The sequence below is a fragment of the Paraburkholderia tagetis genome (assembly GCF_022213065.1).
Classification (GTDB): domain Bacteria; phylum Pseudomonadota; class Gammaproteobacteria; order Burkholderiales; family Burkholderiaceae; genus Paraburkholderia; species Paraburkholderia tagetis.
On sequence record NZ_JAKLJA010000016.1, the window covers coordinates 58,732 to 75,975 of the forward strand.

Consider the following 17,244-nt stretch of genomic DNA (forward strand, 5'->3'; position numbering starts at 1 on the left):
ATGTTCTCGGAACTTCGCGACAACGTGCAGACGGCGGGCCGCTATCTGGGCCAGGCCATGCGTCTGATGGTGGGGCTGCCGGACTACGAAGGTTACGTCGCGCACATGCGCGCGACGCATCCCGACCGGCCGGTCATGACCTACGAGGAGTTTTTCCGCGAGCGGCAGAACGCGCGCTATGGATCGGGCGCGGGGAAATGCTGCTGAGAACCGGCTGAGCGAACAGGTTCCGAATACGTTCGCCAGGCAGGCGATGTTCGTTAAAAGGTTCTTAAAAGGTTCTAAAGAAGCGCGATGGCGAAGGCCGTCGCGCTTTTTTTATCATTCGTTGCGCTCAATTCCCGCCGCACCTCGCCGTTAACTCCAACGAGATTCCATACCAATTCGACGCGTCATGCCGTGCCCGGCATCGCGCCCTGATTCGAATCGTCGGGAAGCGGATTGCAAGTTTGCCGGGGGCGGCAACACCTCACCTTGAACGTCTGCACAGCGCGACGTCGCACAAAGAAACCTCTCATGATCCTGCACCGACTGGGCACCGCATGGCTTGCGCTCATCCTCACCGCAACGGTTGCGCCCGTTTGCGAAGCTCAATACACCACCGACTGGGTGGCCAACACCTACGGCACCAACGCGACGCGCGTGGGCAACGTGGCCCGCTCGATGTGGGTCGCCCCCGAAGGCGTGGTCTACACCTCGTCGATGTGGGACGAGAACGAGGGCGGCGTCGCCCTCTATCAGAACGGCCAGAGCCTCGGCTCGATCGGCGGCCACGCCGATTTCCAGGGCGGCGCGATCACGGGCAACGCCACCTCGCTGTTCGTCGCGATGCAGTACAACGCCAGCTACGGCAGCGGCTACGTCGGGCGCTACGACCGCGCGAGCGGCGCGCGCGATCTGCTCATCAGCGTGAGCGCCGACACCACCGAGAAACGTGCCGATGTCGTCACCGGGCTCGCGACCTCGGGCTCGCTGCTCTACGCCAGCGACTTCCCCGGCAACCGCGTGCGCGTGTACACGACGGCCGGCGTCTGGCAGAGCGACATCAGCGTGGCGGGGCCGGGCGCGCTCGCCGTGGATGCAGGCGGCAACCTCTGGGTCGCGCAAAAGAGCGCGGGCGCGGTGCTCGAGTTCAGCCCCGGCGGCCAGCTTCTGAATACCCTTCAGCTAGCGTCCAGCGCGCGGCCTGCTTCGTTGTATTTCGATTCGCAGAACGCACAGTTGATGATCGGCGACTCCGGCCCCGACATGAACATCAAGATCTACAACGTGACGGGCGCGCCTGCTCTCGCCGGCACGTTCGGCGTTCAGGGCGGCTATCTCGACACCACCACCGGCATCAAGGGACAAGTCGGCGCGAAGCGCTTCACGCGCGTAGCCGGCATCGGCAAGGACTCGGCGGGCACGCTATATGTGCTGAACAATCCTTGGGGTGGCTCGTGGGATCTCGGCCGTAACGGCGGCACCGACCTTCATGCTTACGACGGCGCGGGCAACCTGCGCTGGATGCTCCAGTCGCTCAACTTCGAAGGCAACGCAGCGCCGGATCCGGCCACCGACGGCGCGCAGTTCTACGGCGGCACGAACATCTATTCAGGCACGGCCGGAGGCACCTTCGTGGCCAACACGATCGATCCGATCAGTTATCCGAACGATCCGCGCATCAACCTCGCTGACCTCGCGCGCGGCGAGCATTTCGCGCAGCTCGCGAGCGTGGGCGGGCAGCGCATTCTCGTGGCCGCCGGCCAGAACCCCGATACGTTCTACTTCTTCCACTTCAACGCGGCGAGCGGCTATACCGCCATTCCCGACGACACCCTGCCGGGCGCGGCATTCAATACGACGGCGCCGGTCCGCAATGGCTTCTGCCTCGACAGCAAGGGCGACCTCTGGGCGGGGCTCGACAAGACCAACGTCATTTCCCACTATCCGCTGACGGGCTTCGATGCGAGCGGCCGGCCGCTCTGGGGCGCCGCGCTCACCACGCCGATCCCGGCGACGCTCGGGCGCCTCACGCGCATCATCTACCTGCCCGAAAGCGACACGATGATACTCGCGGGCATGACCGGCAGCACCGACTGGACCGCAGTGGGGTCGCGCATCGAGGTCTATCACGGCTGGCTCGCCGGCAACACGGGCGCACCGAATCCGGTGATCACCCTCACGAGCGCGAATCCCAAGTCGATTACGGCCGCCGGCAATGAACTGTTCGTGGGCTATGTGCACACCGTGCCGAATATCGATGCCTTCAACCTCACCACGGGCGCGCTCGACACCACGCTCATCAATAGCAGCGCGAGTACGGTCTACGTGGGCAATGACGTGGACTCGATGTATGGCCTGCGCGCGTATCGCCGCTCGACCGGCGAATATGTGGTGACCAAGGACAACTACAACGGCACGAGCATCGTGGTGTACCGGTGGACGCCACCGGCAGCGAAGTAACGACTAGCCGTCACTCAGATCGTCGCAATACGCCCGCCACATCCGCCGATACGCGCTTTCGATATTCGCGGCAAAGCGCGGCGCATCCATGAGCGGCGAAGCCTCCATGCGCGCGCGCAGCCCCGCGCGCAACGCGGCCAGGCGCGGCAGATCGTGCGCGAGTTCGACGGCGATGCGCACGAAGTCTTCGTCGGTGTGCGCGACGAGTTCCGGCATGCCGAGATTCGCCGCGATGCTCCAGCCGCCACGGCTTGCCGCCGAACGGCCCGTGCGCGTGACGACGGGCACGCCCATCCACGACGCGTCGAGGCTCGTGGTGTGGCCGTTGTACGGAAACGAGTCGAGCGCCACGTCGATGCGATGGTAGGTCTCCAGATACAGGCTGCGCGCCTGCTGGCCGACGAACATCACGCGCTCCGGGTCGATGCCTTGCGCTCGCGCGCGCGCCTTGAGCGTCTCGCGCGGCACGCCCGGCGGCGCGAGCAGCAGCAGGCGCGCATGCGGCACGGCGGCCAGCACGCCGCTCCACAGGCGCAGCGCGTGGTCGCTGATCTTGGCCGGATTGTTCAGGCATCCGAAGGTAAATGGTGCGCCGCCCGCCGCCGGCAGTGCGTTGACCGCGAGGCCGGCGACCTGTGCGTCGTAGCACCAGAATGCATCCGGCAGGCGCAGCGAGCGCTCGCTATAGAGCGCGTCGCGGCCGGGTTCGTCGGCGGGATCGAGCCACGGGTCGGTGAGCCGGTAGTCCATCGCCGTGCTGCCGGTCGTGCCCGGATACGCGAGCCACGCGACCTGCACCGGCGCGGGCCGCCGCGCGAACAGCAGGCGTCGCCCGGCGGCCATGTGCATCGTGAGGTCGACGAGGATGTCGATGCGGTCGTCGCGGATCTGCTGCGCGAGCGCGGCGTCATCGAGCGTGTGCACGTCGCGCCAGACATCGACGAGGGTCTTGAGGTGCTGCGTCATGGCATCGGGCTTGGCGACGCTCGCATAGCAGACGATCTCGAACGCCGCGCGGTCGTGGCGCGAGAGCAGCGGCACCGTGAAAAGCGCCTGGCAATGCGAACGAAAATCGGGCGAGACATAGCCGATGCGCAAGCGCCGCCCGTGCGCGAGATCGCTTTCAGGTGACGGCTGCGCCAAGTGCGGCTGTGCCCGCGCCGCTTCGAGCACGGGCGGCTCGTAGCGTGCCGCGAAACGCCGGCATTCGTCGAGCAGCGCCTGCGGGTCGTCGGTCTGGAAGGCGAGCGCGAAGATCAGGTCGCAATGCGCGACGACGTGGTCGTTGTTGCTGCCGCTGCCGCTGCCACTATCGCCGGGGTCTTGCGCGTTCGCGAGTGCAATCGCCTCCTGGTACGAGGCCACCGATTCGTCGAGCCGCCCCATGTCGAGCAGCACATTGCCGAGCGCTGCGTGCCCGGCCGGGTCGGCGGCATCCAGCGCGATCGCGCGGCGCAGCGCCGCTTCGGCCTCGTGCAACCGCTCGCCTTTCAGAACGAGACCGAGGTGGTGCCACGCGAGCCGGTGGTCGGGCTGCAGCGCAACGGCGCGGCGCAGTGCTTCGATGGCCTCGTCGGGATGCGCAACGCCGATCAGCGTGCCGAGGTTGTAGTGCGCGTCCGCGAGACCGGGGGCGAGCGCGACGGCCTTGCGCGCCGCGGCTTCGGCTTCCTCGGGATGGGTTTTCGCGAGCGTGTGCGAGAGATTGACCCAGGCGACGGCGAAGTCCGGCTTGATCGCCACCGCTCGCCGCAAGGCCTGCGCCGCTTCGTCGGGGCGGCGCTCGCAGAGCAGGTTGCCGAGGTTGAAGTGCGCGGCGGCCAGCTCGGGGTTCAGCGCGATCGCGCGGCGCAGCGCGGTTTCGGCTTCGTCGGGGCGCTGCCCGGAAAGCAGTCGCCCGAGACGGTTCCACGCGGGTGCGAAGCTCGGGTCGAGTTCGAGCGCGCGGCGTAGCGCGGTCTCGGCGGTCTCGGTGGCTTCAGTGGCGTCAGTGGTTTCAGGCCGTGTGGACGCGAGCAGCGTGCCGAGGTTGAAATGCGCGTGCATGAAATCGGGGCGCAGCGCGATCGCGCGTTCGAACGCCGCGCGCGCCTCGGCGGGCCGCGTCGTGCGCAGCAGGTTGCCGAGGTTGTTGTGCGCTTCCGCGAGTGCCGGATCGAGGCAGATGGCCGCGCGCAGATGCGCGTCGGCCTGCGCGGCGTCGTCGGGGCCAAAGGTGTTGGCCAGATAGAAGTGCGCGTCGGCCAGCGTGGGATCGAGCGCGAGTGCGCGTCGCAGCGCGGCGCGCGTGTCGTCGATGCGGCCTTGCGTGCGCAACGCGCTGGCGAGATCGACAAGGCGCTGCGCGTCCTGGTGCGGCGCGAGCGCCTCGTGCAACAGTGCTTCGGCCTCGGCCGCACGGCCTTGCTGGTGGGCGATCAGGGTGCGCAGGTGCAGCGCCGGCGCGTGGCCGGGCGAATGCGCGAGCAAGGTATGGCAGTGCTGCTCGGCAACGGCCAGCTGCCCGGCGCGCCAGGCAGCGAGTGCGTCGTCGTAGATCTGGGACATGGTGGCGATCGGCGCGGCCAGGCTGGCGGCGCGCTCGGGCGCATCGCGGGGCCGGGCGCGGCATCCGTGAATGGAAAACCCGCCATTGTGGCGGCGCCACCATCCCGAAAACGCGCGCCGCAGCGCTGTCGCGATCTGTCGCAACAAAATCTGCCGCAACAAAAAACAGAAAGGGCGCAACGGTGTGAACCGTTGCGCCCTTTCGAGCACCGCAAGAAGGTCGCTGAACCTTTCAGCCGCGGCCTTCAGATACCGCCGACGGATCGCCGCCCGACGGAGACGCCGCCCGACGGCTCGCCGTCCGTTCAGCTTGCCGCGACGGTCGCGGGCTTCTTCGTCTTGGCCGCGGTCTTGATCTCTTCGAGCTTGATCTCGACGTGACGCGAGAACACGTACTCGGCCGGACGCTGGCGGTCGAGCGGAATGTCCTTGGCAAACGCGCCTTCGGTCTTCGGGCCGCTCATCGCGACCTTCATGGCCTTGAGCGGATGCGCGACCGTGTCCAGCACGGCGGTGGCCTCGAAGCCGCAGTGAACCATGCAGTTCGCGCACTTCTCGTACTTGCCCGTGCCGTACTTGTCCCAGTCGGTGGTTTCCATCAGTTCCTTGAAGGTCTTCACGTAGCCTTCGCCGACCAGATAGCAGGGCTTTTGCCAGCCGAACACCGTGCGCGCCGGGTTGCCCCACGGCGTGCATTCGTAGGTCTGGTTGCCGGCCAGGAAGTCGAGGAACAGGCTCGACTGGCTGAACGACCACTTCTTGCCGTTGTTGCCGCGCTTGAAGATCTCGCGGAACAGGTTCTTGGTTTTCTCGCGGTTCAGGAAGTGCTGCTGGTCCGGCGCGCGCTCATACGCATAGCCTGGCGAGACCGTGATGCCGTCGACGCCGATGTCGCCAACCGTGTCGAAGAACTTCGCCACGCGCTCGGGCACGGCGTCGTTGAACAGCGTGCAGTTGATGTTCACGCGGAAACCGCGGCGCTTGGCTTCCTTGATGGCCGCGACGGCCTTGTCGTAGGTGCCTTCCTGCGAAACCATGTGGTCGTGCGTTTCGCGGTCGCCGTCGAGGTGCACCGACCAGACGAAGTACGGGCTCGGCTCGTAGTCGTCCATCTTCTTTTCCATGAGCAGCGCGTTCGTGCACAGGTACACGAACTTCTTGCGCGCCATGATGCCCTTGACGATCTGCGGCATTTCCTTGTGCAGGAGCGGCTCGCCGCCGGCGATCGAGACGACCGGTGCGCCGCACTCGTCCACGGCTTCCAGGCACTCTTCCAGCGACAGGCGCTGGTTCAGGATGGGATCCGGATAGTCGATCTTGCCGCAGCCGTTGCAGGCCAGGTTGCAGCGGAACAGCGGCTCGAGCATGAGCGCGAGCGGATAGCGCTTGGTGCCGCTGAAATGCTGGCGAAAGATGTACGAGCCAACGCGGACTTTTTGTAGCAGCGGAATAGACAAAGCGTGTCCTCCTTAAACTTCGCGCGCGACGAGCGGTTGCAATAGCTTCGACGGCAGCTTGAATTCGACTTTTTCTTCACGACCCGCCATCGTCGACACCTCGACAGGCCCCAACGCGCGCAGCGCGTCAATTACGTTTTCCACCATTTCCTCGGGCGCCGACGCACCGGCCGTGATGCCGACCGTTTGCACATTGGCGAACCACTCGGACTTCACTTCCGAGCCGTCCGCGACGAGGTAGCTCGGCACACCCGTTTCGCTGCCGATCTCGCGCAGGCGATTCGAGTTCGAGCTGTTCGTCGCGCCCACGACGAGCAGCACTTCCACCTGCGTGGACAGCTCGCGCACCGCGGCCTGACGGTTTTGCGTGGCATAGCAGATGTCACGCGTGTCCGGGCCGACCATGTCGGAGAAGCGCTTGTGCAGCGCGTCGATGATGCCGCGCGTGTCGTCCACCGACAGCGTGGTTTGCGTCACGTACGCGAGCGGCGCGTCGAGCGGCAAGTCGAGCTTCGCGACATCGGCTTCGCTTTGCACCAGCAGCACGGCGCCCGGAATCTGGCCAATCGTGCCTTCCACCTCCGGGTGGCCCGCGTGGCCGATCAGGATCAGCGTGCGACCCGCCGCGACATACTGGCGGCCCTGCACGTGAACCTTGGTGACGAGCGGGCAAGTAGCGTCCAGCACGTCGAGGCTGCGTTCTTCCGCAGCGCGCTCGACGGTCTTGGCGACGCCGTGTGCGCTGAAAATGGCGACCGCGCCCTCGGGCACTTCGTCGAGCTCTTCCACGAAACGCGCGCCCTTGTTGCGCAGGTTCTCGACCACGTGGCGATTGTGGACGATTTCATGGCGCACGTAGACCGGCGCGCCGTGCTTCTGCAATGCGCGGTCGACAATCTCGATAGCGCGGACAACCCCCGCACAAAAGCCGCGGGGTTGGGCAAGGATGACTCGCATAGGGTGGCGAACTCCGACTGTCGCGGATTCGGAAAGGCCCATGAAAGGCCTGATCGCCGCGACCATCATATTAATAAAGTGCTGATATCTGCATGCATCCGCCAGAGGGGGGCGGAAAAAACCAGACGCGCATTTTAACCCCTTCGCCGCCGCTTTGCTGGCTGGCGAACGGGAAGGTGCGGCGCGCACGCGACGCCAATCGGCATGGCCCCTTTTTTCGAGGCGCTTTTTCGGCGTCGCCATTGCCGCAAGACAGCCTGTGGCGGCCTCGGGAGTATTGCGCAGTGCAACACAATGCGGGAACCCTTAAACTATCGTCCCCGCATCAGGCCGCCTTGCGTCTTGCGGTCCGACCCCAATCTGGACGCCTCATGGAACCCGATCAACACGACGATTTTCCGGTAGCGCGCATATTGCTGCCGAAGGCGCTGAGAGTGCCTGTCGGCGTGATCTACCATGTTGCGCGCACCCTGGACGATATTGCCGACGAAGGCGACTGGAGCGCCGAGGAGCGCCATCTGCGCCTCGCCGACTTTCGCGCCGGGCTCGACGCCGTGGCCGGCGGACGCCTCGCGCCCGTGCACCCCGCGCTCTTCGCGAAGCTCGCGAAAGTGATGTATCAGTGCCGGCTGCCGCTGCAGCCGTTCTACGACCTGGTTTCGGCGTTCGAACAGGATATCGGCACCACGCGCTATACCGACCGCTACGAACTGCTCGATTTTTGCCGCCGCTCGGCAAACCCGATCGGGCACTTGATGCTGCACCTGATCGACGCGGCCACGCCCGAGAATCTCGCCGATTCCGACGCCATCTGCACGGCCTTGCAACTCATCACCTTCTTGCAGGACGTGCCGGCCGACTGGCGGCGGGGCCGTATCTATATTCCGCAGGCCGACCGCGAGCGCGCGCAGGTGAGCGATGCGCAGATCGCCGCGGGCCGCGTGGACGACGCCTGGCGCGCGCTGATGGCGCACGAGGTGGCGCAGGCGCGCGCGCTGATGTTGAGCGGCGCGCCGCTCGCGCTGCGCGTGCCGGGCCGCTTCGGGCTCGAGCTGTGCAGTGTCGTGCACGGCGGGCTGCGCATGCTGGAGATCATCGAGCGCGGCGGCTACGACGTATTTCGCGCGCGGCCCCGGCTCGCCGCAGCCGACTGGGCTGTGGTGCTAATGCGCACGGGCGCCATGTGGCTGTCGCGCCGCGTGGGCGCGGGCGTGCCTTCGATCGAGAGTAACAACGCATGATGACCACGATTCTCTTTGCCGTGTCCTGTCTTTCGCTGCTGATCTGGCTCGTCCTGCTGCTCGGACGCGGCGGCTTCTGGCGCGCGCGTCCCGCCGCGCCGCTGCCCGTGGTCGAGCCCGCGGCGGGCTGGCCGGCGGCCTGCGCCGTAGTGCCGGCGCGCAACGAGGCGGACGCGATCGGCGAGGCCGTCGCGTCGCTGCTCCAGCAGGACTACAGCGGCGAGTTCCACGTCATCGTGATCGACGACCACAGCACCGACGGCACCGCCGAAGCCGCGCGCGCCGCCGCGCTCGCGCTCCAATGCCCGGAAAAGCTCACGGTGGTGAGCGCCAAGCCGCTGCCCGCGGGCTGGTCGGGCAAAGTGTGGGCGCAGTCGCAGGGCATCGAGGCCGTGCGCACGCTGGGCCTGAACGCCGACTATCTGCTCCTGACCGACGCCGACATTGGCCATCCGCCCGACGCCCTTGCGCAACTCGTGGTGCGCGCGCAGGCGGAAAAGCGCGACCTCGTCTCGCTGATGGTGCGCCTGCGCTGCGACTCGTTCTGGGAGAAGGCGCTGATCCCGGCGTTCGTGTTCTTCTTCGCGAAGCTCTACCCGTTCTCGTGGGTCAACAACCCGCGCAACAAGACGGCGGCGGCGGCGGGCGGCTGCATGCTGGTGCGCCGCAAGGCGCTGGAGGAAGCGGGCGGCATCGAGTCGATCCGCGCCGAGCTCATCGACGATTGCAGCCTGGCCGCGCGCATCAAGCATCGCGGCGACGGGCAGCATCCGATCCGCCTCGACGTGGCCGCGAAGAGCGTCTCGCTGCGCCCGTACGACTCGTGGAAAGACATCTGGAACATGATCGCGCGCACGGCGTTCACGCAGCTCCATTACTCGGCGTGGCAGCTCGCGGGCACGATCCTCGGCATGACGGTGATCTATCTCGCACCGCCCGTGGTCGCGCTCGCGCTCGGCCCGCTCGGCTGGCCCGCGTGGCTGGCCTGGGCGCTGATGTGCTGCGCCTATGCGCCGATGCTCGCGTACTACCGCCGCTCGCCGCTGTGGGCGCCGTTCCTGCCGATCGTCGCGCTGTTCTATGTGGGCGCCACCTTCGCTTCGGCGTGGCGCTTCTGGCGCGGCAAGGGCGGGCAGTGGAAGTCGCGCGTGCAGGCGCCCGCGCAAGGGCGCTGAGACACCGGGGGCAACTGAGACACCGGGGGCAACTGAGACACTGAGGCACTGAGGGCGGCCATGCCGCCGGCCGGCGCGCCGAGGTACACCGCACAGATACAACCGCGCAGATACAAAAAAGCCGTCGCGATCGCTCGCGGCGGCTTTTGCTTTTATGGACGACCGATGCCTTTGCCGCGCCGCTTAGCGCTGCGTCAGCATCATGTACATCTGCACGACCATGTCGGGCGAGAAGGTGAACGGCACCCAGCCGTGACCCGTGTGCCGCATGACCAGCAGGCGGTCGCCGTTCGATTGCTTCTGCACGGCGATCATCGGATTTTTCGTCGATGCGAAACGCCAGCCGGACGGAATCGTGGGCGGCGGCTCGGGCTGCATGGAGGCGCGCGCGTTCGCGAGCTCTTCGATCAGCTGGCCCACCTGCAGCGGATGCAGCGTCACCGTCTGGCCGCCGATCGACATCGTGATTTCGTTCGGCGATGGCCGGCCGACTTCCAGCGTGACGTTGCGGGCTTCGGCTTCCTGCTCGGGCTGTCCGGCTTGAGTGGCTTGCGCGGCTTGCGTGGCATCAGCCGGCTCGGTCCCGGCCGCGATGGTGGCCGGAGCATTGGCAGCGACATTGGCCGTGACATCGGGCACGCCGGCCTGGGGCGCATCAGCCTTGGGCGCTGCGGCTTCGGCCACTGCGGCCTGCGGCTCGTGCATGGCCGCCACGGCGGGCGTATCCGGCTCGGCTTCGGCCTGTCGTGCAGGCGCTTGCGTGGCCGCTTCGGCTGGCATTTGCGTGGCCGCTTCCGGCACGGCGGCAGCGGCCGCGCGGGTTTGTTCGGCTGCCGCTACAACGGTTGCACAAGATGCAAGTGCCGCGCTGACGGCCTGAATAAGCTGATCGACGCCCACGTCGAGCGCGCCAATCTGGTCTTGAAGATTCATGCGAGGCTTCTCTGGTAAGACCCGCGATTCTACCTACAGCGCAGGCGGGTGTCCCGCGCGACGTTGTAAGGAGGTCGCAACAAAAGTTGTAACAATTTGCTCTTGCCCCGAGCAGCGCACGCCGCGAGCCGCGGAAAACCGCCTCGCACGACGTTTGCGCGACGTTTGCGCGACGCTTGCGCAACGTCTATTTCGCGCCGAGATACCCCGCCTCGCGGAACCATGCGAGCGCGTCCTTGAGGCCTTCGCGATAGGGCCGCGCGCGGTAGCCGAGTTCGCGCTCCGCCTTCGCGGACGTGAAGTACATCTTGTTCTTCGACATCTTGAGCGCGTCTACGGTCACGAACGGCTCGCGCTTCGTGAAGCGCGCCACGGCTTCCGCGCCCATGGCGAGCGGATAGAGCGGCCAGCGCGGCAGCGCGATCGTGGGCGGCTTGCGGCCCACCATGCCGGCGATGTCGCCGAGCATCTGCTGCAACGGCAAGTTCTCGCCGCCGAGGATATAGCGCTCGCCGATGCGCCCGCGCTCGAGCGCGAGGAAGTGGCCGTTCGCGACATCATCGACGTGCACGAGATTCAGGCCCGTATCGACGAACGCGGGAATCTTGCCCGTGGCCGCCTCCACGATGATGCGGCCCGTGGGCGTGGGTTTCACGTCGCGCGGGCCGATGGGCGTGGACGGATTGACGATCACGGCGGGCAGGCCGTCGCGCTCGATCATGTGCTCCACGGCGCGCTCGGAGAGCACCTTGCTGCGCTTGTACACGCCGATGGCCTGGTCGGCTGTGAGCGGCGAGGTTTCGTCGGCGGAGTTGCCCGAGCTCGTGACCTTGAGCGTGGCCACGCTGCTCGTGTAGACGACGCGCTCAACGCCCGCGTCGAGCGCGGCGCGCATGGTGGCCTCGGCGCCTTCGAGATTGGCGCGCTCGATCTCGTGCGGATCGGGCGCCCAGAGGCGATAGTCGGCGGCCACGTGAAACAGGTAGCGCACGCCGGCAAGCGCGCGGCGCATCGAGGCGGCGTCGCGCATGTCGCCGGTGACGATTTCGGCGTCTAGTGCCTCGAGGTTCTTGCGCGGGCTCGTCGCGCGCACCAGCACGCGCACGGCGTAGCCCTTTTCCTGCGCGATGCGGGCGACGGCCGAGCCGACGAAGCCGGACGCGCCGGTGATCAGCACGAGGTCCTTGTTGGCGCGGGAGGTGTCGGTCATTCGAAATTCGCTTTTTTCAGTTCGGATGTCGGTTTAATGCGTCGCGGTACAGGCGCGACAGGAGCGCGCTATGGACGCGGTGTGGCATGGCGCGCTATCTGCGTGGCACGGATTGTACGTGGCGCGCGGCGATGGAGTCACGGCGGCAGGCCGGGGCGCGGGCGGAGCACAAGCGCGAGGCGCACGGTTTGCGTGCCGTGCGTGCGCAGGCGCGAGGCGACGACGCCCGCGTGCCGTGGCGTCTACAATGCCGGGCGTAACGGAACCACTGCGGGAAACACTGCGGGAACCACTGCGGGAACCACTGCGGAAAACACTGCAAAGGGAGATTGAACGATGAGCGAACCGGATCTGGATGCACGCCTCGAAACGTACTACGTGCACGTGCGCGGAACGGTGCAGGGCGTGGGCTTTCGCCACGCGACGGTGCGCCAGGCGCACGCGCTGCGTATTCGCGGCTATGTCGCGAATCGGGAGGACGGCTCCGTGGAAGCCGTGATCCAGGGCACGGCGAATCAGGTGGATCGCATGCTCTCGTGGCTGCGCCACGGCCCGCCCGCAGCGCGCGTGAGCTCGGTGGAGAGCGAGGAGCGCTACACCGAGAAGCGCTACGAGCGTTTCGAGCAGCACTGAGTCCGCGCACGGAAACGAAAGGCGGGGCGCCCCGAAAAGCGCTCCGCCTTTTTGCTTGCGTGCTTGTTTGATGTTTGTTTGCGGCTTGCTTGCCTGCTCCCTCACGCCGCGGCCAGCAAACTTTCCGCGAATCCCCACTCTTTCTCGACCCACTGCCGCGCGCATTCGAAGCCCGCATCGGCCGCGATCGCGGGGATTTCGTCGGCGTGGTACTTGTGGCTGCTTTCGGTCCAGATGGTCTCGCCCGCCTCGAGTTCGACCGCGAGCCGCGCCGCGCCGACGCGCGCCGAGACATGACGCCTCGCGCGCAGATGCATCTCGACGCTGCGCGCATCGGGATTGAAGCGCGCGACGTGCTCGAAGTCGTGCAGGTCGAAGTCGCCGTCGAGCTCGCGGTTGATGCGCGCGAGCAGGTTCAGGTTGAACGCCGCAGTCGCGCCGACGGCGTCGTCGTAGGCGGCGATCAGCGTGGGCACGGGCTTTACGAGGTCGGTGCCGAGCAGGAGCGTGTCGCCGGGGCGCAGCATCGCGCGGATGTCGCGCAGAAAGCGCGTGGCCGCGAGGCGCGCGAAATTGCCGATCGTGCTGCCGAGAAAGAGCACGCACAGGCGCTCGCCGTCCTTGCGCTGGCGGCTCACCTCGGCAAGCCCGGCCAGATAGTCGCGCTCGTAGCCGACGATGGAGATGCGCTCGATGTCGGCCAGCTCGCGCCGGCACAGTTGCAAGGCGCTGCGCGAGATTTCGATCGGGCAATACGAGGTGGGCGAGGTGGGGCGCTTGCGCGAGAGCGCTTCGAGAATGCGGCGCGTCTTGCGGCCACTGCCGCTGCCGAGTTCGGCGACGATGACGTCGGCAGGCAGCGCCTCGACGATTTCGGTGGCGTAGCGCGTGAGCAGGCGCTCTTCGGAGCGCGTGACACCGTATTCGGGCAGCACCGTGATGACTTCGAACAGCGCCGAGCCGACTTCGTCGTATAGGTACTTCGAAGGCAATTCTTTCTGCGGCGCGTGGGTAAGACCCGCACGGACCGCGGCGGCAAAATCGGCGGGGAAGCCTGACAGGGCGTTCTGCTGCGGGTTGGGACGGGACGCGGATGGGGTCATGCGCACTCACTCCTGTTGTGCGTTGGACGGCTGGCGGCCGGTGCGCCGAATGCCTGGTTCAAAAGCCTGGTTCGCGCGCGCGGCCGCAGGGCGGCTCGGCTCCGTAGCAAGATTTACGTTCTAGTCCATTGCCGCAGGCATTTCACGGACTAAATTGCGGATCTCGCTGCTCGGGCAGACGTCGCATTGCGCGTGCCCGGCCCACCGTCGGGGCGCACGGCGCATTACACTTCGCCTGACAGCGTGGCTTCGCAAGCCGCCTTTTATTCAATAGCCGATTCAAATGACAACGCTTTTTCCAGCGCCCCTCGGGCTTTTCATGGCGGCCGTCACGCGGTTCGCCGTGCCTTTTGCCTGGTTTGCCCCTGCGGCCTTTAGCGCCTCCATTCGCGCCCCGTTTTTTCGCCGCCCGCGTAGCGCCTTGCCATGCCGGTGAATACTTACGAGCCCAGGCGCGGCATTACGCTTTCCGTGAGCGCGTCCGCGCTGTTCGCGCTGATGTCCGCCTATACCCTGCTGCTCGCGCCGCTCGATGGGCTCGACATCTTCGCCTGGCGTGTGATCTGGACCGCGCCCGGCGCGCTCGCACTGGTGGTCCTGCGCTCGCGCGCGCCGCAACTCGGGCAACTGGTGGCGCGCGCGTTCAGGGAACCACGCATCGCGCTCATGCTCGCGGTAAGCGCCGCGCTGCTCGGCATGCAGTTATGGGTGTTCCTCTGGGCGCCGTTGCACGGACGCCTGCTCGAAGTGTCGCTCGGCTATTTCATGCTGCCGCTCGTCATGGTGCTGGTGGGGCGCTACTACTACCACGAGCGGCTCGAAGCGCTGCAATGGATCGCCGTGGCGTGCGCGGCCGTGGGCGTCGCGCACGAACTCTGGGTGACGCACGCGTTCTCGTGGCCGACGCTGCTCGTCGCGCTCGGCTATCCGCCGTACTTCGTGCTGCGCCGCAAGATCCACGCGGATTCGCTCGTGACCTTCTCGATCGAAATGATTTTGCTGCTGCCCGTGGCCGCCATCGAGGTCCGCACGGGCGGCTCGCTCGCGCTGCTCGGCTCGCATAAGCTGCTGGCGTGGATGCTGCTGCCAGGGCTCGGCGTGCTGAGCACCGTGGCGCTCGCGTGCTATCTGAAGGCGAGCCGCCTGCTGCCGATGGCGCTGTTCGGCATCCTCGGCTATGTCGAGCCGGTGCTGCTCGTGATCGTCTCCGTGGTGCTGCTGCGTGAGCCGTTCGGGCTGCGCGAACTGGGCACGTATGTGCCGATCTGGATTGCCGTCGCGTTGACGGCGGTTCACGGCGCGCGGCTGGTGAGGCTCGCGCGCTAGTACCGCCAGGGCTTGGTCCTGTACGGCGCCGCCGCGCTTCGCTTCTATTGTGTGTTGTGTGCCGAAGGCGCGATGCGCGTGGGGGCCGCGCGCGGGGCAAGCGCCGCGCCATTGCGGCAGCGCGCCGTTTGCGTCGACAATGACGCCGGCTTGCAACGAGCTTGCGCTGCTGGCCTGGCCGGAGCTGGACGGCGCGTTTGCCTCGCTACCCATAACCCCTCGCCCCTGACCGTGGCGTTTTTCGATCCCGCTTCAAATGAACGACCGCGTCGTAGCCGCCTTCGATTTCGACGGCACCATCACCACGTCCGATAGTTTTCGCGCCTTCATGCTCGATGCCGCCGGCGGTGCCCGCTTTTCGCTCGCCGTGCTGCGCTGCCTGCCGTGGCTCGCCGGCATCGCGCCCGGCTGGGCCGAGCGGGGCCGCACCAAGGCGCGCTTCCTGTACGCGGCGCTCGGCCCGGTGCGCCGCGCGGCGCTCGAAGCCGCCGCGCAGCGCTTCGTCGACACGCGCCTGCCCGGCTTGCTGCGTCCCGAAATGCTCGCGCGCATTCGCGAGCACCAGGCGCTCGGGCACGAGGTGGTGCTCGTGAGCGCGTCGCCATCGGTGTATCTGCGCATGTGGGCGCCGAGCGTGGGCATCGGCACGGTGCTCTCGAGCGAGCTGGAGTGGCGCGATGGGGTCTACACTGGGCGGCTCGCGGGCCGCAATTGCTGGGGCCCGGAAAAGGTCGCGCGGCTGCGCGCATGGTGGGGCCAGCACGCGCCCGCGACGCTCTACGCCTACGGCGACAGCCGCGGCGACCGCGAAATGGCCGAGCTTGCGAATCACGCATGGATACGCGGCGAATCCGCGTTGCCGCCGCTCGCGGCCACGGGCGGCTTCGGCGTGGCGGCATAAGCCTTCACCGGGTGCGCGCAGCGCGCACCCTCGGCCCATCACAAGGAGAGGAGGAGACAAGCCCATGAACGAACAATGGACCCAGGTGAAGTCGCGCGACGGCGGCGAATTCCGCGCCTACACGGCGCTGCCGCCGGAAGGCAGCGGCCCGGGCCTCGTGCTGCTGCAGGAGATCTTCGGCGTGAACGCGTCCATGCGCGCGACGGCCGACCGTTACGCCGAAGAAGGCTACGTGGTGATGGTGCCCGACCTCTTCTGGCGGCTGGAGCCCGGCGTCGATCTGGGCTACGAGGGCGCCGACATGGCGAAGGCGCTCGACCTGTACGACCGCTTCGACGCCGACCTCGCGATGGACGACGTCGCGCAGACGCTGGCCGCGCTGCGCGCGCATCCCTCGCAGCGCGGCAAGGTGGGAGCGCTCGGCTACTGCCTGGGCGGGCGGCTTGCGTATCTGGCGGCGGCGCGCACCGACGTCGATTGCGCGATCGGCTATTACGCCGTGGCGCTCGAAAACCACCTGGACGAAGCGGGCACGATCCGCTGCCCGCTCATGCTGCACTTCGCGGCGGAAGACGGCTGGTGCGACGCGGCCTCGTGCACGCGCATCGAAACCGCGCTGGCGGACAAACCGGGCGTCGAGCTCTACACGTATGCGGGCTGCGATCACGCGTTCGCCGCGCCCGCGCGGCCCCAATACGACAAGCCCGCCGCGATGATGGCGTACTCGCGCTCGCTCGCGATGCTGCGGCGCGTGCTCGGCCCCATCTACGACTTCAACGCGCTGTGGGAAGAGCACTGCTACCACGAGTTCGTCACGCGCAACCCCAGCGACGTCATGCCGACGATGGTCGCGCAGCCCTACGTCAACCATATCCCGACGATGACGGGCGGCGTGGGCCACGACGAGCTCAAGCGCTTCTACACGCACCACTTCGTGCATTCGAATCCCGCCGATACGCGCCTGATTCCGATCTCGCGCACGATCGGCTCGGACCGCGTGGTGGACGAGTTCATCTTCTGCTGCACGCACGATCGCGAGATCGACTGGCTGCTGCCGGGGCTGGCGCCCACCGGCAAGTACTTCGAGGTGCCGATGCTCGCCGTAATCTGCTTTCGCGGCAGCAAGCTCTATAACGAGCACATTTATTGGGACCAGGCTTCGGTGCTCGCGCAGATCGGCGCCATCGATCCGACCGGGCTGCCCATTGCGGGGGCCGCGAGCGCGAAGAAGCTGCTCGACGAAACGCTGCCGTCCAACACCCTCATGCCCGCGTGGAAGACGAGCGAAGGCAAGCCGTTTTGAAGCATTGCCGGCG

General features: G+C 67.1%; 14 protein-coding genes. 8 read left to right on the forward strand and 6 right to left on the reverse strand.

Features of this window, described 5'->3' with window-relative positions:
• Both L5014_RS19515 and L5014_RS19520 read left to right on the forward strand, forming a co-directional pair.
• Complete coding sequence (locus tag L5014_RS19515; RefSeq protein WP_238465389.1) at positions 1 to 207, forward strand: YbdD/YjiX family protein; 207 nt, start codon at positions 1 to 3, stop codon at positions 205 to 207.
• A 309-nt stretch (positions 208 to 516) separates the two neighbouring features.
• Entirely contained in the window at positions 517 to 2,445 is a 1,929-nt protein-coding gene (locus tag L5014_RS19520; RefSeq protein WP_238465390.1) for an SMP-30/gluconolactonase/LRE family protein, read from the forward strand.
• A gap of 3 nt (positions 2,446 to 2,448) precedes the next feature.
• Here the strand turns inward: L5014_RS19520 and L5014_RS19525 are convergent, their stop codons facing one another.
• From L5014_RS19525 to ispH, 3 genes are all read right to left on the reverse strand, one after another.
• A complete protein-coding gene (locus L5014_RS19525) occupies positions 2,449 to 4,992 on the reverse strand; it encodes a tetratricopeptide repeat protein (RefSeq protein ID WP_238465391.1) in 2,544 nt (847 codons plus the stop codon).
• 305 nt (positions 4,993 to 5,297) lie between these two features.
• The gene (gene hpnH / locus L5014_RS19530; RefSeq protein WP_238465392.1) at positions 5,298 to 6,449 is read right to left on the reverse strand and encodes an adenosyl-hopene transferase HpnH; all 1,152 of its coding nucleotides are present in this window, start codon (positions 6,447 to 6,449) and stop codon (positions 5,298 to 5,300) included.
• Between the two features lie 12 nt (positions 6,450 to 6,461).
• Positions 6,462 to 7,406, reverse strand: a complete 945-nt coding sequence (ispH, locus tag L5014_RS19535) for a 4-hydroxy-3-methylbut-2-enyl diphosphate reductase (protein WP_238465393.1) — start codon at positions 7,404 to 7,406, stop codon at positions 6,462 to 6,464.
• A 371-nt stretch (positions 7,407 to 7,777) separates the two neighbouring features.
• Between ispH and hpnC the strand changes: the two genes are divergently transcribed.
• Positions 7,778 to 8,647 (forward strand): squalene synthase HpnC, encoded by an 870-nt coding sequence (gene hpnC / locus L5014_RS19540; protein ID WP_238465394.1) that lies wholly within the window; start codon positions 7,778 to 7,780, stop codon positions 8,645 to 8,647.
• Entirely contained in the window at positions 8,644 to 9,822 is a 1,179-nt protein-coding gene (locus tag L5014_RS19545) for a glycosyltransferase (RefSeq protein ID WP_238465395.1), read from the forward strand. The genes hpnC and L5014_RS19545 overlap by 4 nt, the downstream gene beginning before the upstream one ends.
• A 183-nt stretch (positions 9,823 to 10,005) precedes the next feature.
• Here L5014_RS19545 and L5014_RS19550 read toward each other — a convergent pair whose 3' ends face one another.
• Both L5014_RS19550 and hpnA read right to left on the reverse strand, forming a co-directional pair.
• Entirely contained in the window at positions 10,006 to 10,755 is a 750-nt protein-coding gene (locus L5014_RS19550; protein ID WP_338019307.1) for a hypothetical protein, read from the reverse strand.
• 187 nt (positions 10,756 to 10,942) lie between these two features.
• The gene (hpnA, locus tag L5014_RS19555; RefSeq protein ID WP_238465396.1) at positions 10,943 to 11,965 is read right to left on the reverse strand and encodes a hopanoid-associated sugar epimerase; all 1,023 of its coding nucleotides are present in this window, start codon (positions 11,963 to 11,965) and stop codon (positions 10,943 to 10,945) included.
• 336 nt (positions 11,966 to 12,301) lie between these two features.
• Here hpnA and L5014_RS19560 point away from each other — a divergent pair, with 336 nt between their 5' ends.
• A complete protein-coding gene (locus tag L5014_RS19560) occupies positions 12,302 to 12,598 on the forward strand; it encodes an acylphosphatase (RefSeq protein WP_238465397.1) in 297 nt (98 codons plus the stop codon).
• Between the two features lie 101 nt (positions 12,599 to 12,699).
• Here the strand turns inward: L5014_RS19560 and egtD are convergent, their stop codons facing one another.
• Complete coding sequence (gene egtD, locus L5014_RS19565; RefSeq protein ID WP_238465398.1) at positions 12,700 to 13,701, reverse strand: L-histidine N(alpha)-methyltransferase; 1,002 nt, start codon at positions 13,699 to 13,701, stop codon at positions 12,700 to 12,702.
• A 432-nt stretch (positions 13,702 to 14,133) separates the two neighbouring features.
• Between egtD and rarD the strand changes: the two genes are divergently transcribed.
• From rarD to L5014_RS19580, 3 genes are all read left to right on the forward strand, one after another.
• Positions 14,134 to 15,027 carry an EamA family transporter RarD gene (gene rarD, locus L5014_RS19570; protein ID WP_238465460.1) on the forward strand — a complete coding sequence of 298 codons (894 nt, stop codon included), beginning with the start codon at positions 14,134 to 14,136 and terminating at the stop codon, positions 15,025 to 15,027.
• Positions 15,028 to 15,283: 256 nt separating this feature from the next.
• The gene (locus L5014_RS19575) at positions 15,284 to 15,928 is read left to right on the forward strand and encodes an HAD family hydrolase (protein WP_238465399.1); all 645 of its coding nucleotides are present in this window, start codon (positions 15,284 to 15,286) and stop codon (positions 15,926 to 15,928) included.
• 64 nt (positions 15,929 to 15,992) lie between these two features.
• Positions 15,993 to 17,231: a dienelactone hydrolase family protein gene (locus L5014_RS19580; protein WP_238465400.1), complete on the forward strand. Its 1,239-nt coding sequence runs from the start codon at positions 15,993 to 15,995 to the stop codon at positions 17,229 to 17,231.
• Positions 17,232 to 17,244: the final 13 nt, after the last annotated feature.